This is a genomic window from Aestuariivirga sp., from assembly GCF_020252405.1.
GTDB lineage: Bacteria > Pseudomonadota > Alphaproteobacteria > Rhizobiales > Aestuariivirgaceae > Aestuariivirga.
Window position 1 is genome coordinate 1 of record NZ_JADCDA010000080.1, and the last position, 21,092, is coordinate 21,092.

The following is a 21,092-nucleotide window of genomic DNA, read 5'->3' on the forward strand; positions in this document are numbered from 1 at the left end:
AATCTGGTGTCCGACCCCGGTTATGCCGATGCCGCGGCGGTGGCAGCCGTCATGCAGCCGGAGGAGGCCGTCTTCTGCTTCAGCGCCGAGCGCCTCAAGGCCCGGCTCGCGGCGTTCACCGGAGGCTTCCCGGGCGCCGTCAGTTTCGCGGTCAAGTCCAACCCCTCCAGGGAGGTCGTCACCGCGCTGGCCGAGGCCGGCCTCACCCACTGGGATGTCGCGTCGGTTCAGGAAATGGCGCTGGTCCATTCCGTTCAGCCCTCGGCGCATTTCCATTACCACAACCCCGTCAAGTCGCGCCGCGAGATCCTCAGCGCCTACAAGTCATATGGCTGCCGCCGCTTCGCGGTCGATGCGCGCGAGGAAGTGGCCAAGATTGCCGCCATCGTGGGCAACGATCACAAGGTCGAAATGGCGGTGCGCTTCGTGCTGCCGCGCGACCGCGCCTCCCCGGCGCATGATTTTTCCACCAAGTTCGGAGCACCCGAGCACATCGCCGTCGAGCTGCTGGAGGACATCCAGCGCCGCGGCTATGTTCCGGTCATGACCTTCCACCCCGGCTCGCAATCGCGCGACCCCAGTGTCTATGTCCGCCACATCGAGGCGGCGCACCGCATCGCCAGGGCGGCGGGCGTGCGCATCGGCAAGCTCAATGTGGGCGGCGGATTCCCGGCCAGCTATCCCCTGAGCAGACCCGCGCCGCTCGATAAATTCTTCAGCCTTATTGCCGAAGCCGCCACCCGCTGTTTCGGCAAGGGCACGGAGCCTGAGCTTGAGTGCGAGCCCGGCCGCGGCCTCGTCGCCAGCTGCATGTCGCTGCTCACCCGCATCAAGCTGGTCTGCTCGGACGGCGACGACATCTTCCTGAATGACGGAATATACGGCGGCCTTATGGAATTCATGCAGGCGCCGGAGCTGCAGCCGCCCCACCGCGTCATCCGCGGCGGCAAGGTGGTGGACGGCCCCACCAAAGCCTGGAAGGTCTTCGGCCCCACCTGCGACCCGCTCGACGTGCTGCCCGCCAGGCTCGACCTGCCCATCGACCTGAGAGACGAGGATTATGTGGAGTTCGGCACGCTCGGCGCCTATGGCATCGCCACCTCGACCAGGTTCAACGGCTACGGCAACCATGCGGTGGCGCCGGTGGCGGAGGTGTTCAACGGGTGAAGCCTGCGGGATTTCGCGATGGGGCAGGCCCGCCCTCACCGCGGGCGACAGGGCCGGAGCGTGCTCCGTTGACGGCGCACCCGGAGTGGCCCGGGGGCTTTTGCCCGTTGCGTCACGCCCTCAGGCGCGTTTCCGGCGCGACTTGGCGAAAGTGTCGAAGGCCACCGCCAGAACGATGATCACGCCGATGATGATCTGCTGGATGTAGGAATTGACATTCATCAGCACCAGGCCGTTGAGCAGCACGCCGATCAGCACCGTTCCGATCACCGTGCCGAAGATCGAGCCCGCGCCGCCGAACAGGCTGGTGCCGCCGATCACCACCGAGGCAATGACGGTGAGCTCGTAGCCCGTGCCGGCCACCGCCTCCGCCGAGTTCAGCCGCGCGGACAGCACGAAGGCGCCGAGCCCCGCGAAGAAACCCATGATCACATAGACACTGGCAATCACGAAGGAGACATTGACGCCGGCAAGCCGGGCCGCTTCCGGATTTCCGCCCACCGCATAGACCCTGCGGCCATAGCGGGTGTAGCGCAGCACGATATGGGCGATGACCGCCGCCACAAGGAAAATGATGACCGGCACGGGAACCGACAGGATTTTGCCCTGCCCCCACCAGGTGAAGTCCGGCTGGAAGCCCGAGATCGGCCCGCCCGCGGCGAAGAGCAGCGCCGCGCCCCGGAACACCGACATGCCGCCCAGCGTCACCACAAAGGCCGGCACCTTGAGCCTGGTGATGGCCACCCCCTGCAGGAGGCCGCCGAGGAGACCCACCGCGATGGCGGCGAGTGCCGCCAATTGCCAGCCATAGCCGATGGTTTCGTCGCCCACGGTGAATCGGTCCTGCATGCCGCCCTTGGCCACCGCGGCGGCGACGAGCCCGGCAAAGGCGAGGAGCGAGCCCACCGAAAGGTCAATCCCCGCGGTGAGGATCACGAAGGTCATGCCGATCGCCAGCAACCCGATGATCGACACCTGCCGCATCACGTTGAACAGGTTGACGGAGGAGAGAAAGCGCGGCTCCAGCAGGGCGAAGACCAGCATGAGCAGCAGCAGGAAGATCAGCGGCGCGAAACGCGCCAGGAACGTGAAGGCATCGAAATTCCGGCGGGCCCCGCCGGCCGCGGCGTCTGTCATTTTGGCGTTCCCCGTCATGCCGCTTGCCGTGACCCGACGGTCATCAGCGTCATCAGTTTTTCCTGCGTCGCGTCCGCGCGCATCATTTCGCCGGTCACCCGGCCCTCGCGCATCGTAACGATGCGGTCCGCCAGCGCCAGCACCTCGGGCAGTTCGGACGATATCACGATGATGGCGATGCCCGATTGCGCCATTTCGGACAGCAGGTTGTGAACCTCCGCCTTGGCGCCCACGTCGATGCCGCGCGTCGGCTCATCGACGATGAGCACCCTGGGCCGCAGCGCCAGCCAGCGCGCCAGCACCACCTTCTGCTGGTTGCCGCCGGACAGGTTGCCCACCGCCTGGCCGGCCGAGGCCATGCGGATGTTGAGCAGCTTGCGGTATTCCTCGACCAGCGCGTCTTCCCTCGCCCCGCTGATGAAGAATGCGAACCGTGAAATGCGGTCCTGCGCGGTGATCGACATGTTGGCGCGGATGGCCTGCGAGAGGAACAGGGCCTGCTGCTTGCGGTCCTCGGGGACAAGGCCGATGCCATGGGCAATCGCGTCCCGCGGCGAGGCGATGCGCACCTCCCGCCCCCCGACGGCCACGACGCCGGAAGCGAACCGGTCGGCGCCGAAGATGGCCCGCGCCGTTTCGCTGCGGCCCGCGCCGACGAGGCCGGCGATGCCCAGGATCTCGCCGCGGTTCACGGAGAGCGACAGGTCATGCAATTCGATGGCGCTCGCATCGCTGCTCTTGCGCCGGCGGTTGAGGCCGCGCACCTCGAGTGCCTTCTCCCCCGTGTCGAAGGAAGTCCGGCGCGCCGCCAGAAGACCCAGCTCGCGGCCCACCATGAGGCGGATGATGCCGTCCATGTCCGTCTCCGCCACCTTGCCGCGGCCCACGTGGCGGCCGTCGCGCAGCACGGTGAAGCTGTCACACAGTTCGAAAACCTCTTCCAGCCGGTGGGTCACGAAAATGGTGGTGATGCCCTCCGCCTTCAGGTTGCGGATGATGGCGAAGAGCTTCTCGACCTCGGCACGGCTGAGCGCGCTCGTCGGCTCGTCCATCACGATGAGGCGGGACTTCATGGACAGGGCCCGCGCGATCTCCACCATCTGCTGCTCGGCCACCGAAAGGTCGCGCACCAGGGCGCGCGGGCTGCGTTCGAGACCGATGCGGCGACACAGCTTCAAGGTCTCCTGCTCGAGCTGGCGATAGCTGATGAACAGGCGCGAGCCCGGCTCGCGGCCGATGAACACATTTTCCGCCACCGTCATGTCCGGGGCCAGCGTGAATTCCTGGTAGATGGTGACGATGCCCGCCCGCTGGGCGTCCTGCGGCGATGCGAACTGCACCGGCTGACCGCCGAAAACGATCGTGCCGCTGTAAGGCGGCTGCGCACCGGACAAGATCTTGAGGAGCGTCGACTTGCCCGCGCCATTCTCGCCCAGAAAGGCGTGGATCTCTCCGGCGCCCGCCGTGAAATCCACCTGGTCGAGCGCCCGCACGCCGGGGAACGACTTGGAAATCCCCCGCATCTCAAGAAGCGGCGCGGCTTGTGAGGGCTCTGTCATGCGAAACACGGCGGCCGGACGGGCGCGATGGCCCGGCCGGCGCGCCTGACCGATGTCGCTACTTCACTTCGCCAAGACGTTCGGCGGTCGTCAGATTGTCCTTGGTGATCGCCACCGGGGTGATGAGCAGCACCTTCTCGGCCGGCTTGGCGCCGTCCTTGATGAAGGCCACCAGCGTCTGGACGCCCAGCGAGCTCTGCTGGCCGGGGAACTGCTCGATGGTGGCGGTGAGGCCGCCGTCACGCACCTGGGCCAAAGCCTCCGGCAGCGCGTCGAAGCCGATGATCGCGATGCCGGTGAGGCCGCGCGCCTTCACGGCCTCCATGGCGCCCAGCGCCATGTCGTCATTGGCGGCGACGATCACCTTCGGCGGCTCGGACAGGCCGGAGAGTGCGGCCTCGGTCACCGACATGCCCTTGTCGCGCGCAAAGCCCGCCGTCTGCTCGAAGACGATCTTGTACTTGTCCTTCAGCGGATCGAGCACATTGTGCAGGCCCTTGTTGCGGTCGATGGCGGGCGATGCGCCCGACTGGCCCTGCAGGTTGATGATCGTGGCCCCGTCCGGGAACAGCGAAACGATGAGATTGCCCTGGGCCTCGCCGCCCTTCACGTTGTCGGCGCCGACATGGGCGAGAATGCCTTCAACCTGCGCCACGCGGCGGTCCACCGTCACGACCGGAATATTGGCGTCCACGGCCTGCTGCAGCGCCGGCGCCATCGCATCGACCTCGTTCGGGCTGATCACGATGCCCTTTACGCCCTGGGTGATGGCCGCCTCGATGTCGGCCGTCTGCTTGGGCGAGGAAACCTGCCCGTCGGACTCGATGGCTTCATAGCCCTGCTTCGCGATCTCCGCCTTGAAGGCGTTCATCATATGCACGAAGAAGGGGAAGCTGAGCCCCGGCACGGAGGCCAGGATCTTGTCCGCGGCCAGCGCCACGGATGACATCAGCGGCAGCGCCGCGGCGCCGAGCAGGATCGAACGTCTCGTCAGTTTTTGCATTGGTGGTTCTCCCATGTGAAACTTTGCCTGAAACCTTGCCGTCATGCGCGGCGCCCGCCGCGGCCCGGCGCCCATTCTGCGGGGCACCGCGAACGGAAACGCTAAAGTGAATTCAGAACATTGTCCAGCCGTGAGCACAGTGTCCAGCCGTGAGCACAGTGTCCAGCCGTGAGCACAGTGTCCAGCCGTGAGCACAGTGTCCAGCCGTGAGCGGCCTGCGGGCGCGGGCCACCGAAAGGGCCGCGGGCGTCCGCTAAAGCAGACCCAGCTCCGCCAGTTCGCGGCGCAGCGTCTCGGGCATGCCCTCGATCCTTGAGGATTTCGGAAGGTCGGCAGGCGAGTCCGCCTCCTCAAGATAGCGCCAGCCCTGGAAAGCGCGCCTCGGCACGGGCCGCACCGCAATGATCTGCGGCCTGAACACGATGCGGCAGCGCGCAATGCCGTCAGACCCTGTCACCTCCTCCAGCGCGGCGATGGGCTGGCGGCAGAGGATCATGCCGCGCATCACCCAATAGAGCGAGCCGCCGGGCAGGATTTCGTCCCGGCGCCTGGGGAACATGCGGGTGACGTGGTCGGCCGTGTCACGCCCGGCCTTGCAGTCCCTCACCCAGGACTCGAGCTCCTCGATCTCGGAGACACCGACGCACAGCTTGACGAGATTGAGCGGCATAACCCTATCATAGGGATACGGGCCCCCGGCTGGAACCGGCTGCGGCCGGGTTTTCCCCATCGTTTTCGCCCGGCTCCCGCGTCACAACCCGCGTGAAATAGGCGAGGTCCAGCGCCCGGATCTCGAACCGGTGCTGAACCCGTATGCCGAGGCCATGGCGCATCATCAGTTCCGCCAGGCGGTTGCCGTCGATCAACACCACCCGGCGCACCAGCTGGGCGCAGAACTCAGCCGCGCCGGATGAGAAGTGCGTGGTGGTCACGAACACGCCCTTGCCGGCGCGCCGCGCTTCCAGGCTGCCCGCAAAGTCCCGCACGTCCGCGATGGGCACCGCCACGCCCGGTTTCAGCCGCTTGGCCTGGATGCAGATCGTATCGAAGCCCAGCTCGTCGAGCGGAATGATGCCGTCGATTCCGCCATCGCCGGAGCGGCCAAGGCATCGCGCCATGCCGGAGCGGTCACTGCCATAGCCCATGGCGAGCAGAACATCGATGACAAGGCGCTCGAAAAACTCCGGCGTCTGGGTGTGGATGTGGGCAATCAACTCCCGGTGCAGCACGGCATTCGATGCGTTCACCAAAGCCGTCAGGGCGGCGCAGCCCTCCTCCGTGATGCCGCCGATGAAGGCCGATGGCGCCTCCGGCAGCTCCAGCTCGTCGGAAGCCGGTTGCATCAGTTGCTGGAAGTCGCTGAGGACGAACATGACGTTAGGGTAGGTTGTAACCGTTAACAGATGCTTATCCAAGCAAAAACCCGGAGCCGGGCTTGGCGCCCCGCTCCGGGTTTCCATCCCCCCTCCCGCAGTCAGATCAGGAAGAAGCCTTGCTGATAAAGCAGTTCACGCCCCTGGACTTGAGCCGGGAGCACGTTTTGCCGGCCTCTTCCTGGCTGTCGAAGCCGATAAGCCGCACGCGATAAAATATTCCCCTGGTCCCCAGGTCGGCGCGCACCACAACCGGCTTCTGCGAGGCCAGCGCCTTGTTGCGGGCCTGCATCTTCCTCCAGGTCGACCAGGCCGATTCCTCGCTGGTCGTGGAGGCAAGCTGCACCGACCAGCCGGTGATTTTCGTCTGCGGCGCGGGCGCCCCGGAAGGCGCAGGCGCGGCGGCGGTCGCCGCCGCCTGCATGGCGGGTGCGTCCGGCTCAGAAGTCCCGCCGTCCGCCGGAACATCCTCAACGGCGAGAACCTTCTCATCCGCCGCGCCGGTCCCGGCCTGTGCCTCAGGCGCAGGATCGACCGCGGCGAGGCGCACCGGCTGCTCCTGCGGAACGCGGTCGGTGAAAAGCTTGGGGGTGGAGGCAGCGGAGGCCTCGGCCCCCTCATCCATCAGCGCAGCGGGGGGCGCTTTGGCAGCCGGAAGCCGGTCGCTCGCCGGGCTGGTGTCAGACGTATGGATCTCGTCGCCCCGCGCGGCGGCGGCCGGCCTGCCGTCAAGCGCCGCAAGGCGCTGCAGGGCGGGTTCGTAACCGGGCTTCGCACCCAGCGCCTTGTGCAGGGCGTCACGGGCGTCGGTGGTCCGGTTCAGTGTCTCGAAGGTCGCGGCCTGCGCAACATAGACGCGCGCCGGATCCGGATAATCATAGCTCAGCGCCTTGTCGAAATCGGCAAGCGCGAAAAGATACTGGCCCTGGTCGCGCAGCAGCGTGCCGCGGCTGTAATAGGCGTGGCTGAAAGAGGCGTTGAGGAACAGCGCCGAGGTATAGTCCTCCACGGCCGCCGCATTGCGCCCGAGCCGCTGATGGGAGAGGCCGCGGTTATACAGCGCCAGCGCCCGCACCGTGGCCGACAGCGCGTCGATGCGCAACGCCGCCGTATAGTCATCGATGGCGAATTCATGCTCGTTGAGCCGCTGGTAGGCGAGGCCCCGGTTCATCAGCGCATTGGCCAGCACATCCGGCGGCAGGCTGCGCGATTCGATGGCCCTGGAATAGTCCGCCACCGCCGTTTCGGCGTCGCCGGCCTGCAGCGCCCTGTAGGCCTCGGCGGCAAGTTTGGTTTCGGGCGCGGGTGCGGCAGACCAGGCCGGAGCGGTGCTTGCGGCGATGACCACGCAACAGACGGAGACACGGAACAAGGTACGGATGCTCATGCCCTGCAGTATCGGTTCCGCGTGGTTAAAAACCTGTTGCCGCATTGGCTTTACATGATTGACAAACGGTAAACGCAACGCCTGCATCTGTGTCGTTTTTGGACTCGTTCACGGCGCGGGGAAGTTGACGGCGGACTGTCAAGATGGCATTACAGTTTCCGTGTGGCGCCCGCAGCCAGACGGACGGCGGGCCTAACAGGGAACACGGTGAGGACGACCCAAACGGGGCCAACTCCGTGACTGCCCCCGCAACTGTGAGCGGTGAGGGCTTTGGCGCATATGGCCACTGGGAAACCGGGAAGGCCGCCAAGGTTCGGCGACCCGCAAGTCAGGAGACCTGCCACACGGACGGACTTAACAGGTCACCACGGAGGGTGTTCATGACCGCTCGCAGGATTTCTTCCACCACCTCGCTCACCGCCTCGAAGCGCATTGCCGCCGGTTTCGCGCTGCTCTTCATCGGCGCCACGCTGACCTTCGCGGCCGGCTTTTCCTCCATGGCGGTGGCGCACAATACGGCGCATGACACGCGCCACGCCATCGGCTTCCCCTGCCACTGAGCAGCCAAAACATCACATGATCGGGCGGGTCATCCTCGCCGTGCTCCTCTCAGGGATCGCGGCAGGCCTTGTCATGGGCGTGATCCAGCATGTGCGGCTCACCCCCCTGATTCTCGAGGCCGAAGCCTTTGAGCGTGCCGGCAGTCCCGCCGGCCATTCGCATGATGCCGCCGCGCCTCAACCCGGACAGCCGGACGGCGATGGCCAAGGGCATGACCATGAGCATGACCACGGCGAAGGCTGGACGCCGGAGACCGGCTGGCAGCGCACGCTGGCCACCACCGTGACCGCCGCCATGACGGGTGCGGGCTTCGCCGCCATCCTCGCCGGGCTGTCGCTGCTCGCCGGCCTGCGGATCACCCGGCGCAACGGCATCATCTGGGGTCTCTGCGGCTTCCTGGCGGTGACGCTCGCCCCCGCCGCCGGCCTTCCGCCGGAGCTTCCGGGCATGGCCGCCGCCGATCTCTTTTCACGGCAGGTGTGGTGGGCGGGCGCCGTCGCCGCCACGGCTGCGGGCATCTATCTCATTGCCACGCAGAAGCGCGTCTTCGTGATGGTGCTCGCCGCACTACTGATCCTCGCCCCGCATATCGTCGGCGCACCCGTCGCCCCGCATGGCGAAAACCTCATCCCGGCGGAGCTGATCGCCCGCTTCGTCGCCAGTTCCATCGCCGCCAACGCCGTGCTCTGGAGCGTCATCGGGCTCCTTCTGGGCCTCGTGCTGGACCACACAGCAAAGGACATCTACGCCACATGAGAACCGAAAAAATTCCGGCCACCGTCATCACCGGCTTTCTGGGTGCGGGCAAGACCACGCTGATCCGCAACATGCTGGAGAACGCCGGCGGCCGCCGCATCGCGCTGATCATCAACGAATTCGGCGACGTCGGTGTGGATGGCGAAATCCTGCGCGGTTGCGGTGTCGAGACCTGCCGCGAGGAGGACATCATCGAACTCGCCAACGGCTGCATCTGCTGCACCGTGGCGGATGATTTCGTGCCCACCATGAGGAAGCTCCTCGACCGCAAGGACCCGCCGCAGCACATCGTGATCGAGACCTCGGGTCTGGCGCTTCCGCAGCCGCTGGTGCGCGCCTTCAACTGGCCCGGGATAAAGTCCCGCGTCACCGTCGACGGCGTCATCACCGTGGTCGATGCCAGGGCTTTGGCGGAGGGCCGCTTCGCCGATAACGAGGAGGCCGTCCAGGCCCAGCGCGAGGCCGACCCCAACCTCGACCATGAGAACCCCATCGGGGAACTGTTCGAGGACCAGATCAACTGCGCCGACATGGTGATCCTCAACAAGACGGATTTGCTCGGGGGCGGCGGGCATGACGCTGTGGCCGCCGGACTGAAGCAGAAGGTGCGTGCCGGAACGCGTGTCGTTCCAACCCGCCACGGCCAGATCGACGTCGCGGCGCTCCTCGGCGTGGGCGCCTCCGCCGAGGATGACCTCCACAACCGCCTCTCGCACCATGAAATGGAAGGCGAGGAGCAGCATGACCATGACGATTTCGTCACCTTCATCGTCCCGCTCGGCGAGGTCGCCGACAGAGCGGCGCTCTTGTCCCGCATCGAGGCCACCATCGCCACGCACGACATCCTGCGCCTCAAGGGATTCGTCAACGTGAAGGGCTCGCCCGCGCGTCTGCTCGTCCAGGCCGTGGGTCCGCGCCTCGACAGCTATTTTGACCGGCCGTGGAAGGCCGGCGAGACACGCGGCACGCAACTCGTGGTCATCGGCGAAAAGCACATGGACCGCGGGGCGATTGCCGCCATGCTGCGGGGCTGATGCACCTCCCCGCCACCACATCGGGCATGATCGACGGCGGCGCGGAAGCCGTCGATCTCGCGCAGTCCCCCGCCGACATCATCGTGCTCTCGGCCGCCGACAGCGAGCTCGCCAGCCTCGCGCGCGCCCATGACCGGGCGCCCTGCCCGCTCCGCCTCGCCAATCTCCTCCAGCTGCAGCATCCGCTGTCGGTCGATCTCTATATCGAGAAGACGCTCGCCCACGCCAGGCTCATCGTGCTGCGCGTCCTCGGCGGCGCGTCTTACTGGGGCTATGGCCTCGACCAGGTTGAAGCCATGGCGCGCGCGCGGGGCATCAAGCTCTGCGCCCTGCCGGGTGATGCACAGCCCGACCCGGACCTCACCGCACGCTCCACCCTCGCACCCCGGCACTGCGAAAGCCTGCGCCAGTACCTGGTGATGGGCGGCGCGGAGAACGCCGCCGCCTTCCTCGCCTATTGCCGCCACCTCACCGAAGGCGTCGAAGCGCCCGCCCCGGCGCGCGAGCTTCCCACGGCCGGCATCTACCGCGACACATCGAAGGCCGGCGAGCCGCTCGCCGCCATCGTCTTCTACCGTTCCGTCCTCGAAGGCGCGCAGACCGCGCCCATCGACGCGCTGGCCGCAGCGCTGGCCGGACGCGGCATGGGCAGCAAGGCATTCTTCGTCGCGAGCCTAAAAGACCGCGCCAGCGTCGGGATGCTGGAGCAGAATCTTGAAAGCCCCGACGTGATCCTCAACTGCACCAGCTTCGCCGTGGCCTCCGGCGGCGGTGCTGATCCATTGGCCGCGCATGATTGCCCGGTGCTGCAGGTCGTGCTCTCCGGCTCATCGGCGGAGAGCTGGCAGGAATCGTCCCAGGGCCTCAACGTCCGCGATCTTGCGATGAACGTGGTGCTGCCCGAGCTCGATGGCCGCATCATGTCGCGCGCCATCTCCTTCAAGGACGCCAGCCTGTGGCATGAGGGGACCGAGTGCCGCATCGTCACCTATCGTGAAGCGCCGGACCGCGTCGATTTCGTGGCGGACCTCGCCGCCAACTGGGCGAGGCTCCGCCGCACCCCGGCCCGCGAACGCCGCGTGGCCATCATCCTGGCCAATTACCCCAACAAGGATGGCCGCATCGCCAATGGAGTGGGCTATGACACGCCCGCCAGCACGGTGGCGATCCTCGATGCGCTGCGGGAGGAAGGCTATGGCGTTGGCGCCTATCCCGGCGCCGGCAACGGCATCGTCGAGGACCTGCAGCGCGGGCCCACGAATGCCGGGCGCGCCCTCTCTCCCGCCTCACTCGCGCCCCCCGCCTCATCATGCCCGGGCTCGTCCCGGGCATCCTTTGCGGGTGGCGAAGAAAAGGATCGCCGGGTCAAGCCCGGCGATGATGACTGTGTGCTGGGGCTTGACGCCTACCTCACCCACTTCACCACCCTCCCCGCGTCCCTCCGTGCACGGATTACCGAACGCTGGGGCGGGCCCGCGCGCGATCCCTTCTTCGCCGATGGCGCCTTCCGCCTCCCCGTCCGGCTCTATGGCAACGCCGCTGTCGCCATCCAGCCGGCGCGGGGCTACAACATCGATCCGAAGGCGACCTACCACGACCCCGCCCTGTTGCCGCCGCACGGCTACCTCGCCTTCTATCTCTGGCTCCGCCATCGCTTCAAAGCCGATGCCGTCATCCACAACGGCAAGCACGGCAATCTCGAATGGCTGCCCGGCAAGGCCAATGCGCTGTCCGCCGAATGCCTGCCCGAAGTTGCTCTCGGCCCGCTGCCGCAGCTTTATCCCTTCATCGTCAACGACCCCGGAGAGGGCACGCAGGCCAAGCGCCGCAGCGGGGCTGTCATCCTCGACCACCTCACGCCCCCGCTGACACGCGCCGAAACCTACGGGCCCCTCAAGGACATCGAAGCCCTCGTCGATGAATACTACCTCGCCTCCGGCCTGGACCGCCGCCGCGCGGACTCGCTCAAGCGCGACATCATCGAGCTCTCCAAATCCTCCCGCCTCGACCAGGACGCCGGCTTCACCGGCGACGAGGACCAGGACCTGCAACGCCTTGACGCCTTCCTCTGCGACCTCAAGGAGGCGCAGATCCGCGATGGCCTGCACATTCTCGGCGCCTCGCCCGAAGGCCGCCCCGAAATCGACCTGCTCGTGGCCCTCACCCGCGTGCCGCGCGGGCTCGGCGAGGGCGGCGACCAGTCGCTCATCCGCGCGCTCGCCGCGGATTTCGGCTTCACGGGCTTCGACCCCCTCACATGCGACATGGCCACCGCATGGGCGGGCAACAGGCCCGCGCAGCTGCAAGCCCTCTCACCCGATCCATGGCGCAGCAACGGCGACACCGTCGAGCGGCTCGAACTCCTCGCCGCCGCCTTGCTCTCCGGCTCGATTCCGCCGCCGCATTTCGAGACCACGGCCCGCGTCCTCGCCGAGATCGACACCCATATCCGCCCGGCACTCCGCGCCTGCGGCAAAAACGAGATCACCTCGCTGCTCAAGGGCCTTGCCGGCCGCTTTGTCGCCCCCGGCCCCTCGGGTGCGCCCACGCGCGGGCGCCTCGACGTGCTGCCGACGGGCCGCAACTTCTACTCTCTCGACAACCGCACGGCGCCCACGCCCACGGCCTGGAACCTCGGCCAGAAATCGGCGGAGGACCTGCTGCTGCGCCACTTCCAGGATGCCGGGCAATATCCCAGGGCCCTCGGCCTCTCGGCCTGGGGCACCTCGAACATGCGCACCGGCGGCGACGATATTGCGCAGGCCCTCGCCCTCATCGGGGCGAGGCCCGTCTGGGAGCCATCGGGCTGGCGCGTCACCGGCTATGAAATCTTTCCGCTGGCGAAGCTCGGCCGCCCGCGCGTTGACGTCACGCTGCGCATCTCGGGCTTCTTCCGCGATGCCTTCCCCGCCCAGATCGAACTGCTCGACAAGGCCATCCGCGCCGTCGGCGCCCTCGACGAGGATGAGGACGACAATCCCCTCGCCCACCGCATGCGCGCCGAGGCGGCAACGCTCGCCGCCTCCGGCGTCGATCCGGGTGCGGCACGGGACATGGCCGGTCACCGCATTTTCGGCTCGCGTCCCGGCGCCTATGGCGCGGGACTGCAGGCGCTGATCGACGAGAAGATCTGGACTGACCGGGCCGACCTTGCCGCGGCTTACGTCACCTGGGGCGCCTATGCCTATGGCGCAAAGGCATGGGGCATCAATGACGGGAACGCCTTCACCGAGCGGCTGAAGCGCATCGAGGCCGTGGTCCACAACCAGGACAATCGCGAGCATGACCTGCTCGACTCGGATGACTATTACCAGTTCGAGGGCGGCATGACGGCCGCCGTGGAGCAGGCCTCGGGCAAGCGCCCGCGCGTCTATCACAACGACCACTCCCGCCCCGGGCGCCCGGTCATCCGCACGCTGGAGGAAGAAGTGGCCCGTGTCATGCGCTCCCGCGTCGTCAACCCCAAGTGGATCGGCGGCGTGAAGCGCCACGGCTACAAGGGCGCCTTCGAAATCGCGGCGACGGTCGATTACATGTTCGCCTTCGCCGCCACCACGGGCGCGGTGCGCAGCCACCATTTCGATCTCGCCTATGAGGCCTTCCTCGCCGATGATCGAACGCGGGACTTCATCCGCGGCAACAACCCCGCGGCACTGCGCGAAATCGCCGAACGTTTCCAGGAGGCGCGCGCGCGCGGCCTGTGGACGCCGCGCCTCAATTCCACCCATGACCTCCTCGAGGAGCTGACACGATGACAGACGAAACCCCCGGCCACGACAATGCCCGCCACCACGAGAAGATGGCGAAGAAGAAGGCCGCCCGCGCCAAGATCATGGCCGGCAAGACCATCGAGAAGGGCCTCCTCATCGTCCACACCGGCAAGGGCAAGGGCAAGTCCACGGCCGCCTTCGGCATGGTGTTCCGCTGCGTGGGCCATGGCATGAAGTCTGGCGTCATCCAGTTCGTGAAGGGCGCCTGGGCCACGGGCGAGCGCACGGTGCTGGAGAAGTTCCCCGAACTCGTCACCATCAAGGCCATGGGCGAAGGCTTCACCTGGGAGACGCAGGACAGGGAGCGCGACATCGCCCACGCCCGCGCCGCCTGGGAAGAGGCGAAGAAGATGATCGCCGGCCCGGATTACAAGATGGTGCTGCTCGACGAACTCAACATCGTGCTGCGCTATGACTACCTGCCGCTCGGCGAGGTGCTGGAGGTTCTGAGGAACAGACCCGCGGGCAAGCACGTCGTCGTCACCGGCCGCAACGCCAAGGACGGGCTGATCGAGATCGCCGACCTCGTGACCGAGATGGAGCAGGTGAAGCACCCCTTCCGCTCCGGCGTGAAGGCGCAGGCGGGAATCGAGTTCTAAGCGTCTTCTCCCGCTTCAGCGGGAGAAGAAGGGCCCCGCTGCGAAGCAGCGGGTAGATGAGGGGAAGTTAAGCACGGCCGCCAGATCGACTCCACTTCCCCTCACCTACCCCAGCTGCGCTGGGGGCCCCTCCTCTCCCGCTGAAGCGGGCGAGGACGGCAGGCTGGCATGACGCCCTTCACCTTCTGATGCCGCAAACGTGCTTGTTGCGCCCCTTCCGCAAGGCTAAAACCGCTTCTCGCAGCGTCCCCAGAGACGGGACTGAAAGCAAATTCCGGTGCGGCTGACCCAATCGCGGGGCCAATGCCGGGGCTGTCTTCCGGACCGGGCTTTGCCCGGGGGCGCGTTTTGATCTGGAAGGCAGGGACCAATGGCGGAAAAACTGGGTGTGATGCTGTGCGGCCACGGCAGCCGCGACAAGGATGCGGTGCGGGAATTCGCCGTGCTGTCCGAGCACCTCAAGAAGCGCCTGCCGCAATATCCGGTCGAATACGGCTATCTCGAATTCGCCACCCCCATCATCCGCACCGGTCTCGACAGCCTCAAGTCGCAGGGCGTCACCCGCGTGCTGGCCGTGCCCGGCATGCTCTTTGCCGCGGGCCACGCCAAGAACGACATTCCATCCGTCCTCAACACCTATGCCGCCGCCAACGGTCTCCGCATCGACTATGGCAAGGAACTGGGCATCGACCCCAAGATGATGCGCGCCGCGGGAGACCGTGTGCAGGAAGCGCTCGACAAGGCCGGGCCGGGCGTGCCGAAGCACGAGACGCTGCTCGTGGTCGTCGGCCGCGGCGCGTCGGACCCCGACGCCAATTCCAACGTCGCCAAGGTCACGCGTCTCCTGTGGGAGGGCTTCGGCTTCGGCTGGGCCGAGACGTGCTATTCGGGCGTCACCTTCCCGCTGGTCGAACCGGGCCTCGAGCATGCCGCGCGGCTGGGCTACCGCCGCATTGTGGTGTTCCCCTATTTCCTCTTCACCGGCATCCTCATCGACCGCATCTATGACGCCACTGACGCGGTGGCCGCGCGCCACCCGGAGATCGAGTTCATCAAGGCGCCCTATCTCAACGATCACCCGCAGGTCATCGCCACCTTCGAGGAGCGCATCGGGCAGATCCTCACGGGCGACATCGCCATGAACTGCCAGATGTGCAAGTACCGCACCCAGGTCCTGGGCTTCGAGGCGGATGTGGGCGCGGTACAGGAAAGCCACCACCACCACGTCGAGGGCATCGGCACTTCGGCGGACTGCGAATACTGCGACGGCGTCTGCAACCAGATGTGCAAGACCGCGCCGAGGAAAAAGCGGGAGGCCGTGCTGACGGTCGATGCGGCCAAAATCCTCTCCGGCCAGCCGCACCACCATCACCACGGAGATGATCACGGCCATCATCATGGCCACGACCATGGGCACGACCATGGCCACACCCATGCGCCCTACCCCCATGCGGACCATCCGCTCGGACCGAAAAGCCTGCTCAAAACGTGATGGACTATCTCCGCGATCCCGCCGCCATCTACCGGCGCTCCTTCGAGATCATCCGCGCGGAATCGGATTTCTCAAAATTGCCCGGCGATGCCGAAGAGGTGGCGGCCCGCATCGTCCACGCCTGCGGCATGCCGGAGATCGCGGCGGAGCTCCGCATCTCGCCCGGTTTCGTCAGCGCCGCCAGGTCGGCGCTTGCCGCAGGCGCGCCGGTGCTGGTCGATGCCGAGATGGTGCGCCATGGCATCATCGACAAGCAGCTCAACGTCATCTGCACGCTGAATGACCCCAGGGCGCGCGACATCGGCCTCGCCACCGGCAACACCCGCTCCGCCGCCGCTGTGGAACTCTGGCGTCCGCACCTCGCTGGCGGGATCGCCGTCATCGGCAATGCGCCCACCGCGCTCTTCGCGCTCATGGAGATGACCGACGCGGGCGCGCCGAAGCCCGCGGCCATCATCGGCTTTCCCGTCGGCTTCGTCGGTGCGGCGGAAGCCAAGGACGAGCTCCACGCCAACCCGCGCGGCATTCCCTATGCCACGCTGCTCGGCCGCCGCGGCGGCTCCGCCATGGCGGCCTCCGTCATCAATGCGCTGATGCGGGGGGCGCAATGACCAGGTGGCTCACGGTCGCCGGCATGGGCGAGGATGGATGGGACGGCCTTTCGCCCAGGGCGCAGCTTGCCATCCGCAACGCCGAGGTCCTCATCGGCTCCGCCCGCCTTCTTGGCTTCACGCCGGAGAGCGCGGCGGAGCGCCATGAATGGCCGCAACCCTTCTCCGCCGTCGTCGGCCGCATCAAGCCGCTGCGCGGCCGGAAGACCGTGGTGCTGGCCACGGGCGACCCGCTCAACTATGGCGTGGCCCGCAAGCTGATGGAGTTCATCCCCTTCGCGGAGATGGAGATCATCCCGCATGTCTCCGCCTTCTCGCTCGCCGCGGCGCGCGTCGGCTGGTCGCTGCCCGATTGCGACACGCTCACGCTGCATGGCCGCGACGCCGCCCACATCGAGCCCTTCATCCAGCCGGATGTGCGCCTCCTTGTGCTCACGGCGGACCGCACCACCATTCCCGAGGTGGCCCGCCGATTGGTGGCGCGCGGCTTCGGCAAGTCCGGGATCATCGTGCTCGAGAACATGGGCGGCGCGCGCGAACGCCAGTCCAGCTTCAGCGCCGATGCCGTTCCTCCGTCTGACTTCTCCGACCTCAACACGCTGGCCATCCACTGCGCCGCATCCCCCGGGGCCAGGGTGCTCTCCCGCCTTGCAGGCCTGCCCGACGATGCCTTCGTGCATGATGGCCAGCTCACCAAGCGCGAGGTGCGCGCCGCGACCCTCGCGGCGCTTGGCCCTTCGCCCGGCCGCCTGCTGTGGGACGTGGGTGCGGGCTGCGGCTCGGTCTCGATCGAGTGGATGCGCGCCGCCCGCGGCTGCATGTCGGTCGCCTTCGAGCATGATGCCGCACGCCTCGCCATGATCGCCGCCAACATGGATGGCCTCGGCGCGCCGCGCCTCAGGACAGTGCCGGGCGAGGTTCCCGCCACCTATGCCGGCCAGCCCGCGCCCGATGCCGTCTTCATCGGCGGCGGCATCTGGCTTCCCGGCGTTTTCGAAGGCGCGTGGCAGGCGCTGAAGCCCGGCGGCGCGCTGGTCGCCAATGTCGTCACGATCGAGGGCGAGCAGCGGCTTTACCGCCTGCACGAGGAGCACGGCGGCGATATCGTCCGCATGGACATCGCCAATCTCACCCATGTCGGACGCCTGCGCGCGCTGCGGCCGCGCATGGCCGTGACCCAGTGGCGGGCCGGCAAGCCATGGTAGATAAACCTGGAACGCTGCATGGCGTGGGTGTGGGCCCCGGCGATCCGGAGCTTCTGACGCTCAAGGCGGCGCGGCTGATCGCCAACGCCTCCGTTGTCGCCTATCTCGCCGCCAACGGCAGGGACTCGACGGCCCGCGACATCGCGAAGGCCTGCATCCCCGCAACCGCCGAGCACGTCGTCATCGACATGCCCATGCGGGTGGAGCGCGGGCCGGGCGAGCGTGCCTATGATGCGGGCGCTGCGGCCATCGCCGAACGCCTGAAGCAGGGCCGCGATGTCATCATGCTGTGCGAGGGCGACCCCTTCTTCTACGGCAGCTTCATGTATCTCTTTGCGAGACTGGCGGGATCATATCCCTGCGCCATCGTGCCGGGCGTGACCTCGATGACGGCGTCCGCCGCGGCACTCCGCCGCCCGCTCTCGGCGCGCAACGAGGTGGTGAAGGTGCTGCCCGCCACGCTGCCCGAGGACCGCCTGCGCGAGGAGCTGATGACGGCGGAGAGCGCCGTGCTCATCAAGGTCGGCCGCCACCTCGCCAAGGTGCGCAACATCCTCGGCCTGCTGAACCTCTCCTCCCGCGCCCATGTCATCGTCAAGGCGACGCATGGGGATGAGACGGTCACACCGCTCCCCGACATCACGGAGAATCACTTGCCCTATTTCTCCACGATCCTCGTCTATGCGGGCGCCGAGGCATGGTGAAGCCCGTCCTCTTCGTGCTGGGCGCCTCCGCTCTCCCGCTGGCCCGCAGGCTCAAGGCGCCGCTCGGCGCGGAGGTCCACACGCCCGCTTGCGTGGCGGGCGGCGACGTGACCTATGCAAGGGCTAAGGCCCATCTGGCGCAGCTCTTTTCACAGGGTCGCGCCATCATCGGCCTCTGCGCCGCCGGCATCCTCATCCGCGCCGTGGCCCCGCATCTCCATGACAAGCGCAGCGAGCCGCCGGTGATCGCGGTGGCGGAAGACGGTTCCTCCGCCGTGCCGCTGCTTGGCGGCCACCACGGCGCCAATGACCTCGCCCGCCGCATTGCGGAACTCTGCGGCGGCCATGCCGCCGTCACCACGGCGAGCGAGGTGCGCTTCGGCTTCGCGCTGGACGATCCGGCGCCAGGCTTCGTGCTCGCCAACCCGCGGGACATGAAAACCGCTGCCGCCGCGCTGCTCAACGGCGCAGCCGTCGCGCTCGACGGCACGCTCAACCCCTTCCCCGCCGCGCGCTTCGCATCGGGTGCTGACGGCGTCACCCTGACCGTCACCGAACAACTGGCCGAAGGCTCCGGGCGCAATCTCGTCTACCATCCCAGGACGCTCGTCATGGGCCTCGGCTGCGAGCGCAATGCGGAGGCCTCCGAGTTGATCGCGCTGGCTGAGAAGGTTCTGGCCGACGCCGGGCTCTCGCCTGCCTCGCTCGCCGCGGCCGCCTCCATCGACCTGAAATCCGACGAGGCGGCAATCCACGCCGTTGCCGCGCATTTCGGCATACCGGCGCGGTTCTTCACGGCGGATGAGCTGGCGCGGGAAACGCCGCGCCTCAGGAACCCGTCCGAGACAGTGGCGAGGGAAGTGGGCGTGGCCGGCGTTGCCGAGGCCGCGGCTCTCGCGGCAGCGGGCGCCCGATCCGGCCTCGTTGTGGAGAAGACCCGCTCCACCCGCGGCACCTGCGCTGTTGCCAGGTCCCCGCAGCTTCTTCTCGATCTCCCCGGCAGACCGCGCGGCATCGTGCATGTGGTGGGCATCGGCCCCGGCACGCCGGACTGGCGCGCGCCCGCCGCGCGTGCGGCGCTCGAAGCCTCGACGGACTGGGTGGGATACGGCCTCTACCTTGACCTCGTGGCGGATGTGAGATCCGGTCAGCGGGAGCACCGCTTTCCGCTGGGTGGCGAGGAGGATCGCGTCCGCCATGCCATCGAACTGGCCAAGGAGGGCAAGGAGGTGGCCCTCGTCTGCTCCGGCGATGCCGGCATCTATGCCATGGCGGCGCTCGTCCATGAGGTGATCGACCTCGAGCCCGCGCGCATCGCGGTGAATGTCATTCCCGGCATCTCCGCCTTCCAGGCGGCGGCCGCCAGGGCGGGTGCGATGATCGGGCATGACTTCTGCTGTATCTCGCTCTCCGATCTGCTCACCCCGTGGTCGGTGATCGAGAACCGCGTGAAGGCCGCGGCGGAAGGCGATTTCGTCATCTGCTTCTACAATCCGCGCTCCCTCAAGCGCCGCGGCCAGCTGGAGCGCGCCTTCGACATCCTGAAGGACCGCCGCCCGGCGGACACGCCCGTCGTCATCGCCTCCAACCTCGGCCGCCCCGGGGAGAGAGTGAAGATCATGCGCTTCGACGCGTTCAACCCCGGCGACGTCGACATGCTCACATTGGTGATGGTCGGCTCATCGCAATCGAAATGTTTCGCCCGCGGCGACGGCAGAATCCATGCCTATACCCCGCGCGGCTATGCCGGCAAGAGAGAGGCAGCGGAATGACCGTCCATTTCATCGGCGCCGGCCCCGGCGCGCCGGATCTCATCACGGTGCGCGGCCTGAAGCGCATCCAGTCCTGCCCCGTCTGCCTCTATGCGGGCTCGCTGGTGCCGGAGGAGATCGTCAAGGCCGCGCCGCCGGGCGCGCGCGTGATCGACACCGCCCCCCTCACGCTCGACGAGATCATCGCCGAGATCGAGGCCGCCCATGCGAAGGGCCATGACGTGGCCCGCGTCCACTCGGGCGACCCCTCGCTCTATGGCGCCATTGCCGAGCAGATCCGCCGCCTCGAAAAGCTCGGCATTCCCTATGACGTGACGCCGGGCGTGCCCGCCTTCGCGGCGGCGGCCGCCGAGCTCAGGACCGAGTTCACGCTGCCGGAGGTCGCGCAGACGGTGATCCTCACCCGCACCGCCATGCAGTCCTCCTCCATGCCGGAGGGCGAGATGCTGGAGGAGCTTGGCCGCTCCAGGGCCACGCTGGCCATTCACCTCTCCATCCGCAACCTGGGCTACATTGAGCGTGCGCTGACACCGCATTACGGGGCTGGCTGCCCGGTGGTTGTCGCCTACCGCATCACCTGGCCCGACCAGATGATCATCCGCGGCACGCTCTCCACCATCGCGAGGAAAGTGCGGGAGGCAAAGCTCACCCGCACCGCGCTGATCCTTGTCGGCCACGCGCTCGATGCGCGGGAATTCCGCGACTCCGCTCTTTATGACGCGGACCACGAACACGTGCTGCGCAACAGGAAGACGGCGAAGGCAGCGGGTTAAAGCGGCGGGCGGTCAATTGACTCCATTAGGATTTCCCTCCCCCTCGTGGGCAGGGCTATCGCATATGGGTTCCCTTCTCCCGTCCGAAGGATGGGAGAAGGTGCCCGAAGGGCGGATGAGGGCCTTTGTCCACAGATTCCGATGCGGAAAGAAGCCCTCATCCGGCCTGTCGGCCACCTTCTCCCATCG

18 protein-coding genes and 1 riboswitch are annotated in these 21,092 nt (G+C 67.4%); of the genes, 12 read left to right on the forward strand and 6 right to left on the reverse strand.

Going from position 1 to position 21,092, the window contains the following annotated elements; translation table 11 throughout:
* Positions 1 to 1,167, forward strand: a 1,167-nt coding sequence (locus IOC69_RS12100) for a hypothetical protein (RefSeq protein WP_290543815.1), incomplete at its 5' end; no start/stop codon positions are given.
* 120 nt (positions 1,168 to 1,287) lie between these two features.
* Here IOC69_RS12100 and IOC69_RS12105 read toward each other — a convergent pair.
* The 6 genes from IOC69_RS12105 to IOC69_RS12130 all read right to left on the reverse strand — a co-directional run bounded on the left by IOC69_RS12105 (position 1,288) and on the right by IOC69_RS12130 (position 7,626).
* Entirely contained in the window at positions 1,288 to 2,304 is a 1,017-nt protein-coding gene (locus IOC69_RS12105; RefSeq protein ID WP_290543816.1) for an ABC transporter permease, read from the reverse strand.
* A gap of 14 nt (positions 2,305 to 2,318) precedes the next feature.
* Positions 2,319 to 3,863 carry a sugar ABC transporter ATP-binding protein gene (locus IOC69_RS12110; RefSeq protein ID WP_290543817.1) on the reverse strand — a complete coding sequence of 515 codons (1,545 nt, stop codon included), beginning with the start codon at positions 3,861 to 3,863 and terminating at the stop codon, positions 2,319 to 2,321.
* Between the two features lie 58 nt (positions 3,864 to 3,921).
* Positions 3,922 to 4,866 (reverse strand): substrate-binding domain-containing protein, encoded by a 945-nt coding sequence (locus tag IOC69_RS12115; RefSeq protein ID WP_290543818.1) that lies wholly within the window; start codon positions 4,864 to 4,866, stop codon positions 3,922 to 3,924.
* A 253-nt stretch (positions 4,867 to 5,119) separates the two neighbouring features.
* Positions 5,120 to 5,536, reverse strand: a complete 417-nt coding sequence (locus IOC69_RS12120; RefSeq protein WP_290543819.1) for a DUF1489 domain-containing protein — start codon at positions 5,534 to 5,536, stop codon at positions 5,120 to 5,122.
* Positions 5,537 to 5,543: 7 nt separating this feature from the next.
* Positions 5,544 to 6,239: a restriction endonuclease gene (locus tag IOC69_RS12125; RefSeq protein WP_290543820.1), complete on the reverse strand. Its 696-nt coding sequence runs from the start codon at positions 6,237 to 6,239 to the stop codon at positions 5,544 to 5,546.
* Positions 6,240 to 6,345: 106 nt separating this feature from the next.
* On the reverse strand, positions 6,346 to 7,626 hold the full coding sequence (locus tag IOC69_RS12130; RefSeq protein ID WP_290543821.1) for an SPOR domain-containing protein: 1,281 nt from the start codon (positions 7,624 to 7,626) through the stop codon (positions 6,346 to 6,348).
* A 146-nt stretch (positions 7,627 to 7,772) separates the two neighbouring features.
* Positions 7,773 to 7,986, forward strand: a riboswitch (cobalamin riboswitch).
* Positions 7,987 to 8,006: 20 nt separating this feature from the next.
* Between IOC69_RS12130 and IOC69_RS12135 the strand changes: the two genes are divergently transcribed.
* The 11 genes from IOC69_RS12135 (at position 8,007) to cobM (ending at position 20,903) form a co-directional block, all read left to right on the forward strand.
* The gene (locus IOC69_RS12135; protein ID WP_290543822.1) at positions 8,007 to 8,186 is read left to right on the forward strand and encodes a CbtB-domain containing protein; all 180 of its coding nucleotides are present in this window, start codon (positions 8,007 to 8,009) and stop codon (positions 8,184 to 8,186) included.
* 16 nt (positions 8,187 to 8,202) lie between these two features.
* The gene (locus IOC69_RS12140) at positions 8,203 to 8,943 is read left to right on the forward strand and encodes a CbtA family protein (protein WP_290543823.1); all 741 of its coding nucleotides are present in this window, start codon (positions 8,203 to 8,205) and stop codon (positions 8,941 to 8,943) included.
* Positions 8,940 to 9,977 (forward strand): cobalamin biosynthesis protein CobW, encoded by a 1,038-nt coding sequence (cobW, locus tag IOC69_RS12145; RefSeq protein WP_290543824.1) that lies wholly within the window; start codon positions 8,940 to 8,942, stop codon positions 9,975 to 9,977. Before IOC69_RS12140 ends, cobW begins: the two co-directional genes overlap by 4 nt.
* Positions 9,977 to 13,732: a cobaltochelatase subunit CobN gene (gene cobN, locus IOC69_RS12150; protein WP_290543825.1), complete on the forward strand. Its 3,756-nt coding sequence runs from the start codon at positions 9,977 to 9,979 to the stop codon at positions 13,730 to 13,732. Before cobW ends, cobN begins: the two co-directional genes overlap by 1 nt.
* Entirely contained in the window at positions 13,729 to 14,346 is a 618-nt protein-coding gene (gene cobO, locus IOC69_RS12155) for a cob(I)yrinic acid a,c-diamide adenosyltransferase (protein ID WP_290543826.1), read from the forward strand. Before cobN ends, cobO begins: the two co-directional genes overlap by 4 nt.
* A 370-nt stretch (positions 14,347 to 14,716) precedes the next feature.
* Positions 14,717 to 15,838: a sirohydrochlorin chelatase gene (locus IOC69_RS12160; protein WP_290543827.1), complete on the forward strand. Its 1,122-nt coding sequence runs from the start codon at positions 14,717 to 14,719 to the stop codon at positions 15,836 to 15,838.
* A complete protein-coding gene (locus IOC69_RS12165) occupies positions 15,835 to 16,449 on the forward strand; it encodes a precorrin-8X methylmutase (RefSeq protein WP_290543828.1) in 615 nt (204 codons plus the stop codon). Before IOC69_RS12160 ends, IOC69_RS12165 begins: the two co-directional genes overlap by 4 nt.
* Positions 16,446 to 17,654: a precorrin-6y C5,15-methyltransferase (decarboxylating) subunit CbiE gene (cbiE, locus tag IOC69_RS12170; RefSeq protein ID WP_290543829.1), complete on the forward strand. Its 1,209-nt coding sequence runs from the start codon at positions 16,446 to 16,448 to the stop codon at positions 17,652 to 17,654. The genes IOC69_RS12165 and cbiE overlap by 4 nt, the downstream gene beginning before the upstream one ends.
* On the forward strand, positions 17,648 to 18,358 hold the full coding sequence (cobI, locus tag IOC69_RS12175; protein ID WP_290543830.1) for a precorrin-2 C(20)-methyltransferase: 711 nt from the start codon (positions 17,648 to 17,650) through the stop codon (positions 18,356 to 18,358). The genes cbiE and cobI overlap by 7 nt, the downstream gene beginning before the upstream one ends.
* On the forward strand, positions 18,352 to 20,130 hold the full coding sequence (cobJ, locus tag IOC69_RS12180) for a precorrin-3B C(17)-methyltransferase (protein WP_290543831.1): 1,779 nt from the start codon (positions 18,352 to 18,354) through the stop codon (positions 20,128 to 20,130). Before cobI ends, cobJ begins: the two co-directional genes overlap by 7 nt.
* Positions 20,127 to 20,903 carry a precorrin-4 C(11)-methyltransferase gene (gene cobM / locus IOC69_RS12185; RefSeq protein WP_290543832.1) on the forward strand — a complete coding sequence of 259 codons (777 nt, stop codon included), beginning with the start codon at positions 20,127 to 20,129 and terminating at the stop codon, positions 20,901 to 20,903. The genes cobJ and cobM overlap by 4 nt, the downstream gene beginning before the upstream one ends.
* Positions 20,904 to 21,092 lie beyond the last annotated feature (189 nt).

Bases quoted from the DNA above. Each gene is read 5' to 3' on its own strand.
- IOC69_RS12130 (WP_290543821.1), bottom strand. From the start codon at position 7,626: ATGAGCATCCGTACCTTGTTCCGTGTCTCCGTCTGTTGCGTGGTCATC.
- IOC69_RS12115 (WP_290543818.1), bottom strand. From the start codon at position 4,866: ATGCAAAAACTGACGAGACGTTCGATCCTGCTCGGCGCCGCGGCGCTG.
- cobM (WP_290543832.1), top strand. From the start codon at position 20,127: ATGACCGTCCATTTCATCGGCGCCGGCCCCGGCGCGCCGGATCTCATC.
- cobW (WP_290543824.1), top strand. From the start codon at position 8,940: ATGAGAACCGAAAAAATTCCGGCCACCGTCATCACCGGCTTTCTGGGT.
- cobO (WP_290543826.1), top strand. From the start codon at position 13,729: ATGACAGACGAAACCCCCGGCCACGACAATGCCCGCCACCACGAGAAG.
- IOC69_RS12105 (WP_290543816.1), bottom strand. From the start codon at position 2,304: ATGACAGACGCCGCGGCCGGCGGGGCCCGCCGGAATTTCGATGCCTTC.
- cobI (WP_290543830.1), top strand. From the start codon at position 17,648: ATGGTAGATAAACCTGGAACGCTGCATGGCGTGGGTGTGGGCCCCGGC.
- IOC69_RS12120 (WP_290543819.1), bottom strand. From the start codon at position 5,536: ATGCCGCTCAATCTCGTCAAGCTGTGCGTCGGTGTCTCCGAGATCGAG.
- IOC69_RS12135 (WP_290543822.1), top strand. From the start codon at position 8,007: ATGACCGCTCGCAGGATTTCTTCCACCACCTCGCTCACCGCCTCGAAG.
- IOC69_RS12160 (WP_290543827.1), top strand. From the start codon at position 14,717: ATGGCGGAAAAACTGGGTGTGATGCTGTGCGGCCACGGCAGCCGCGAC.
- IOC69_RS12140 (WP_290543823.1), top strand. From the start codon at position 8,203: ATGATCGGGCGGGTCATCCTCGCCGTGCTCCTCTCAGGGATCGCGGCA.
- cobJ (WP_290543831.1), top strand. From the start codon at position 18,352: ATGGTGAAGCCCGTCCTCTTCGTGCTGGGCGCCTCCGCTCTCCCGCTG.
- IOC69_RS12125 (WP_290543820.1), bottom strand. From the start codon at position 6,239: ATGTTCGTCCTCAGCGACTTCCAGCAACTGATGCAACCGGCTTCCGAC.
- IOC69_RS12110 (WP_290543817.1), bottom strand. From the start codon at position 3,863: ATGACAGAGCCCTCACAAGCCGCGCCGCTTCTTGAGATGCGGGGGATT.
- cobN (WP_290543825.1), top strand. From the start codon at position 9,977: ATGCACCTCCCCGCCACCACATCGGGCATGATCGACGGCGGCGCGGAA.
- cbiE (WP_290543829.1), top strand. From the start codon at position 16,446: ATGACCAGGTGGCTCACGGTCGCCGGCATGGGCGAGGATGGATGGGAC.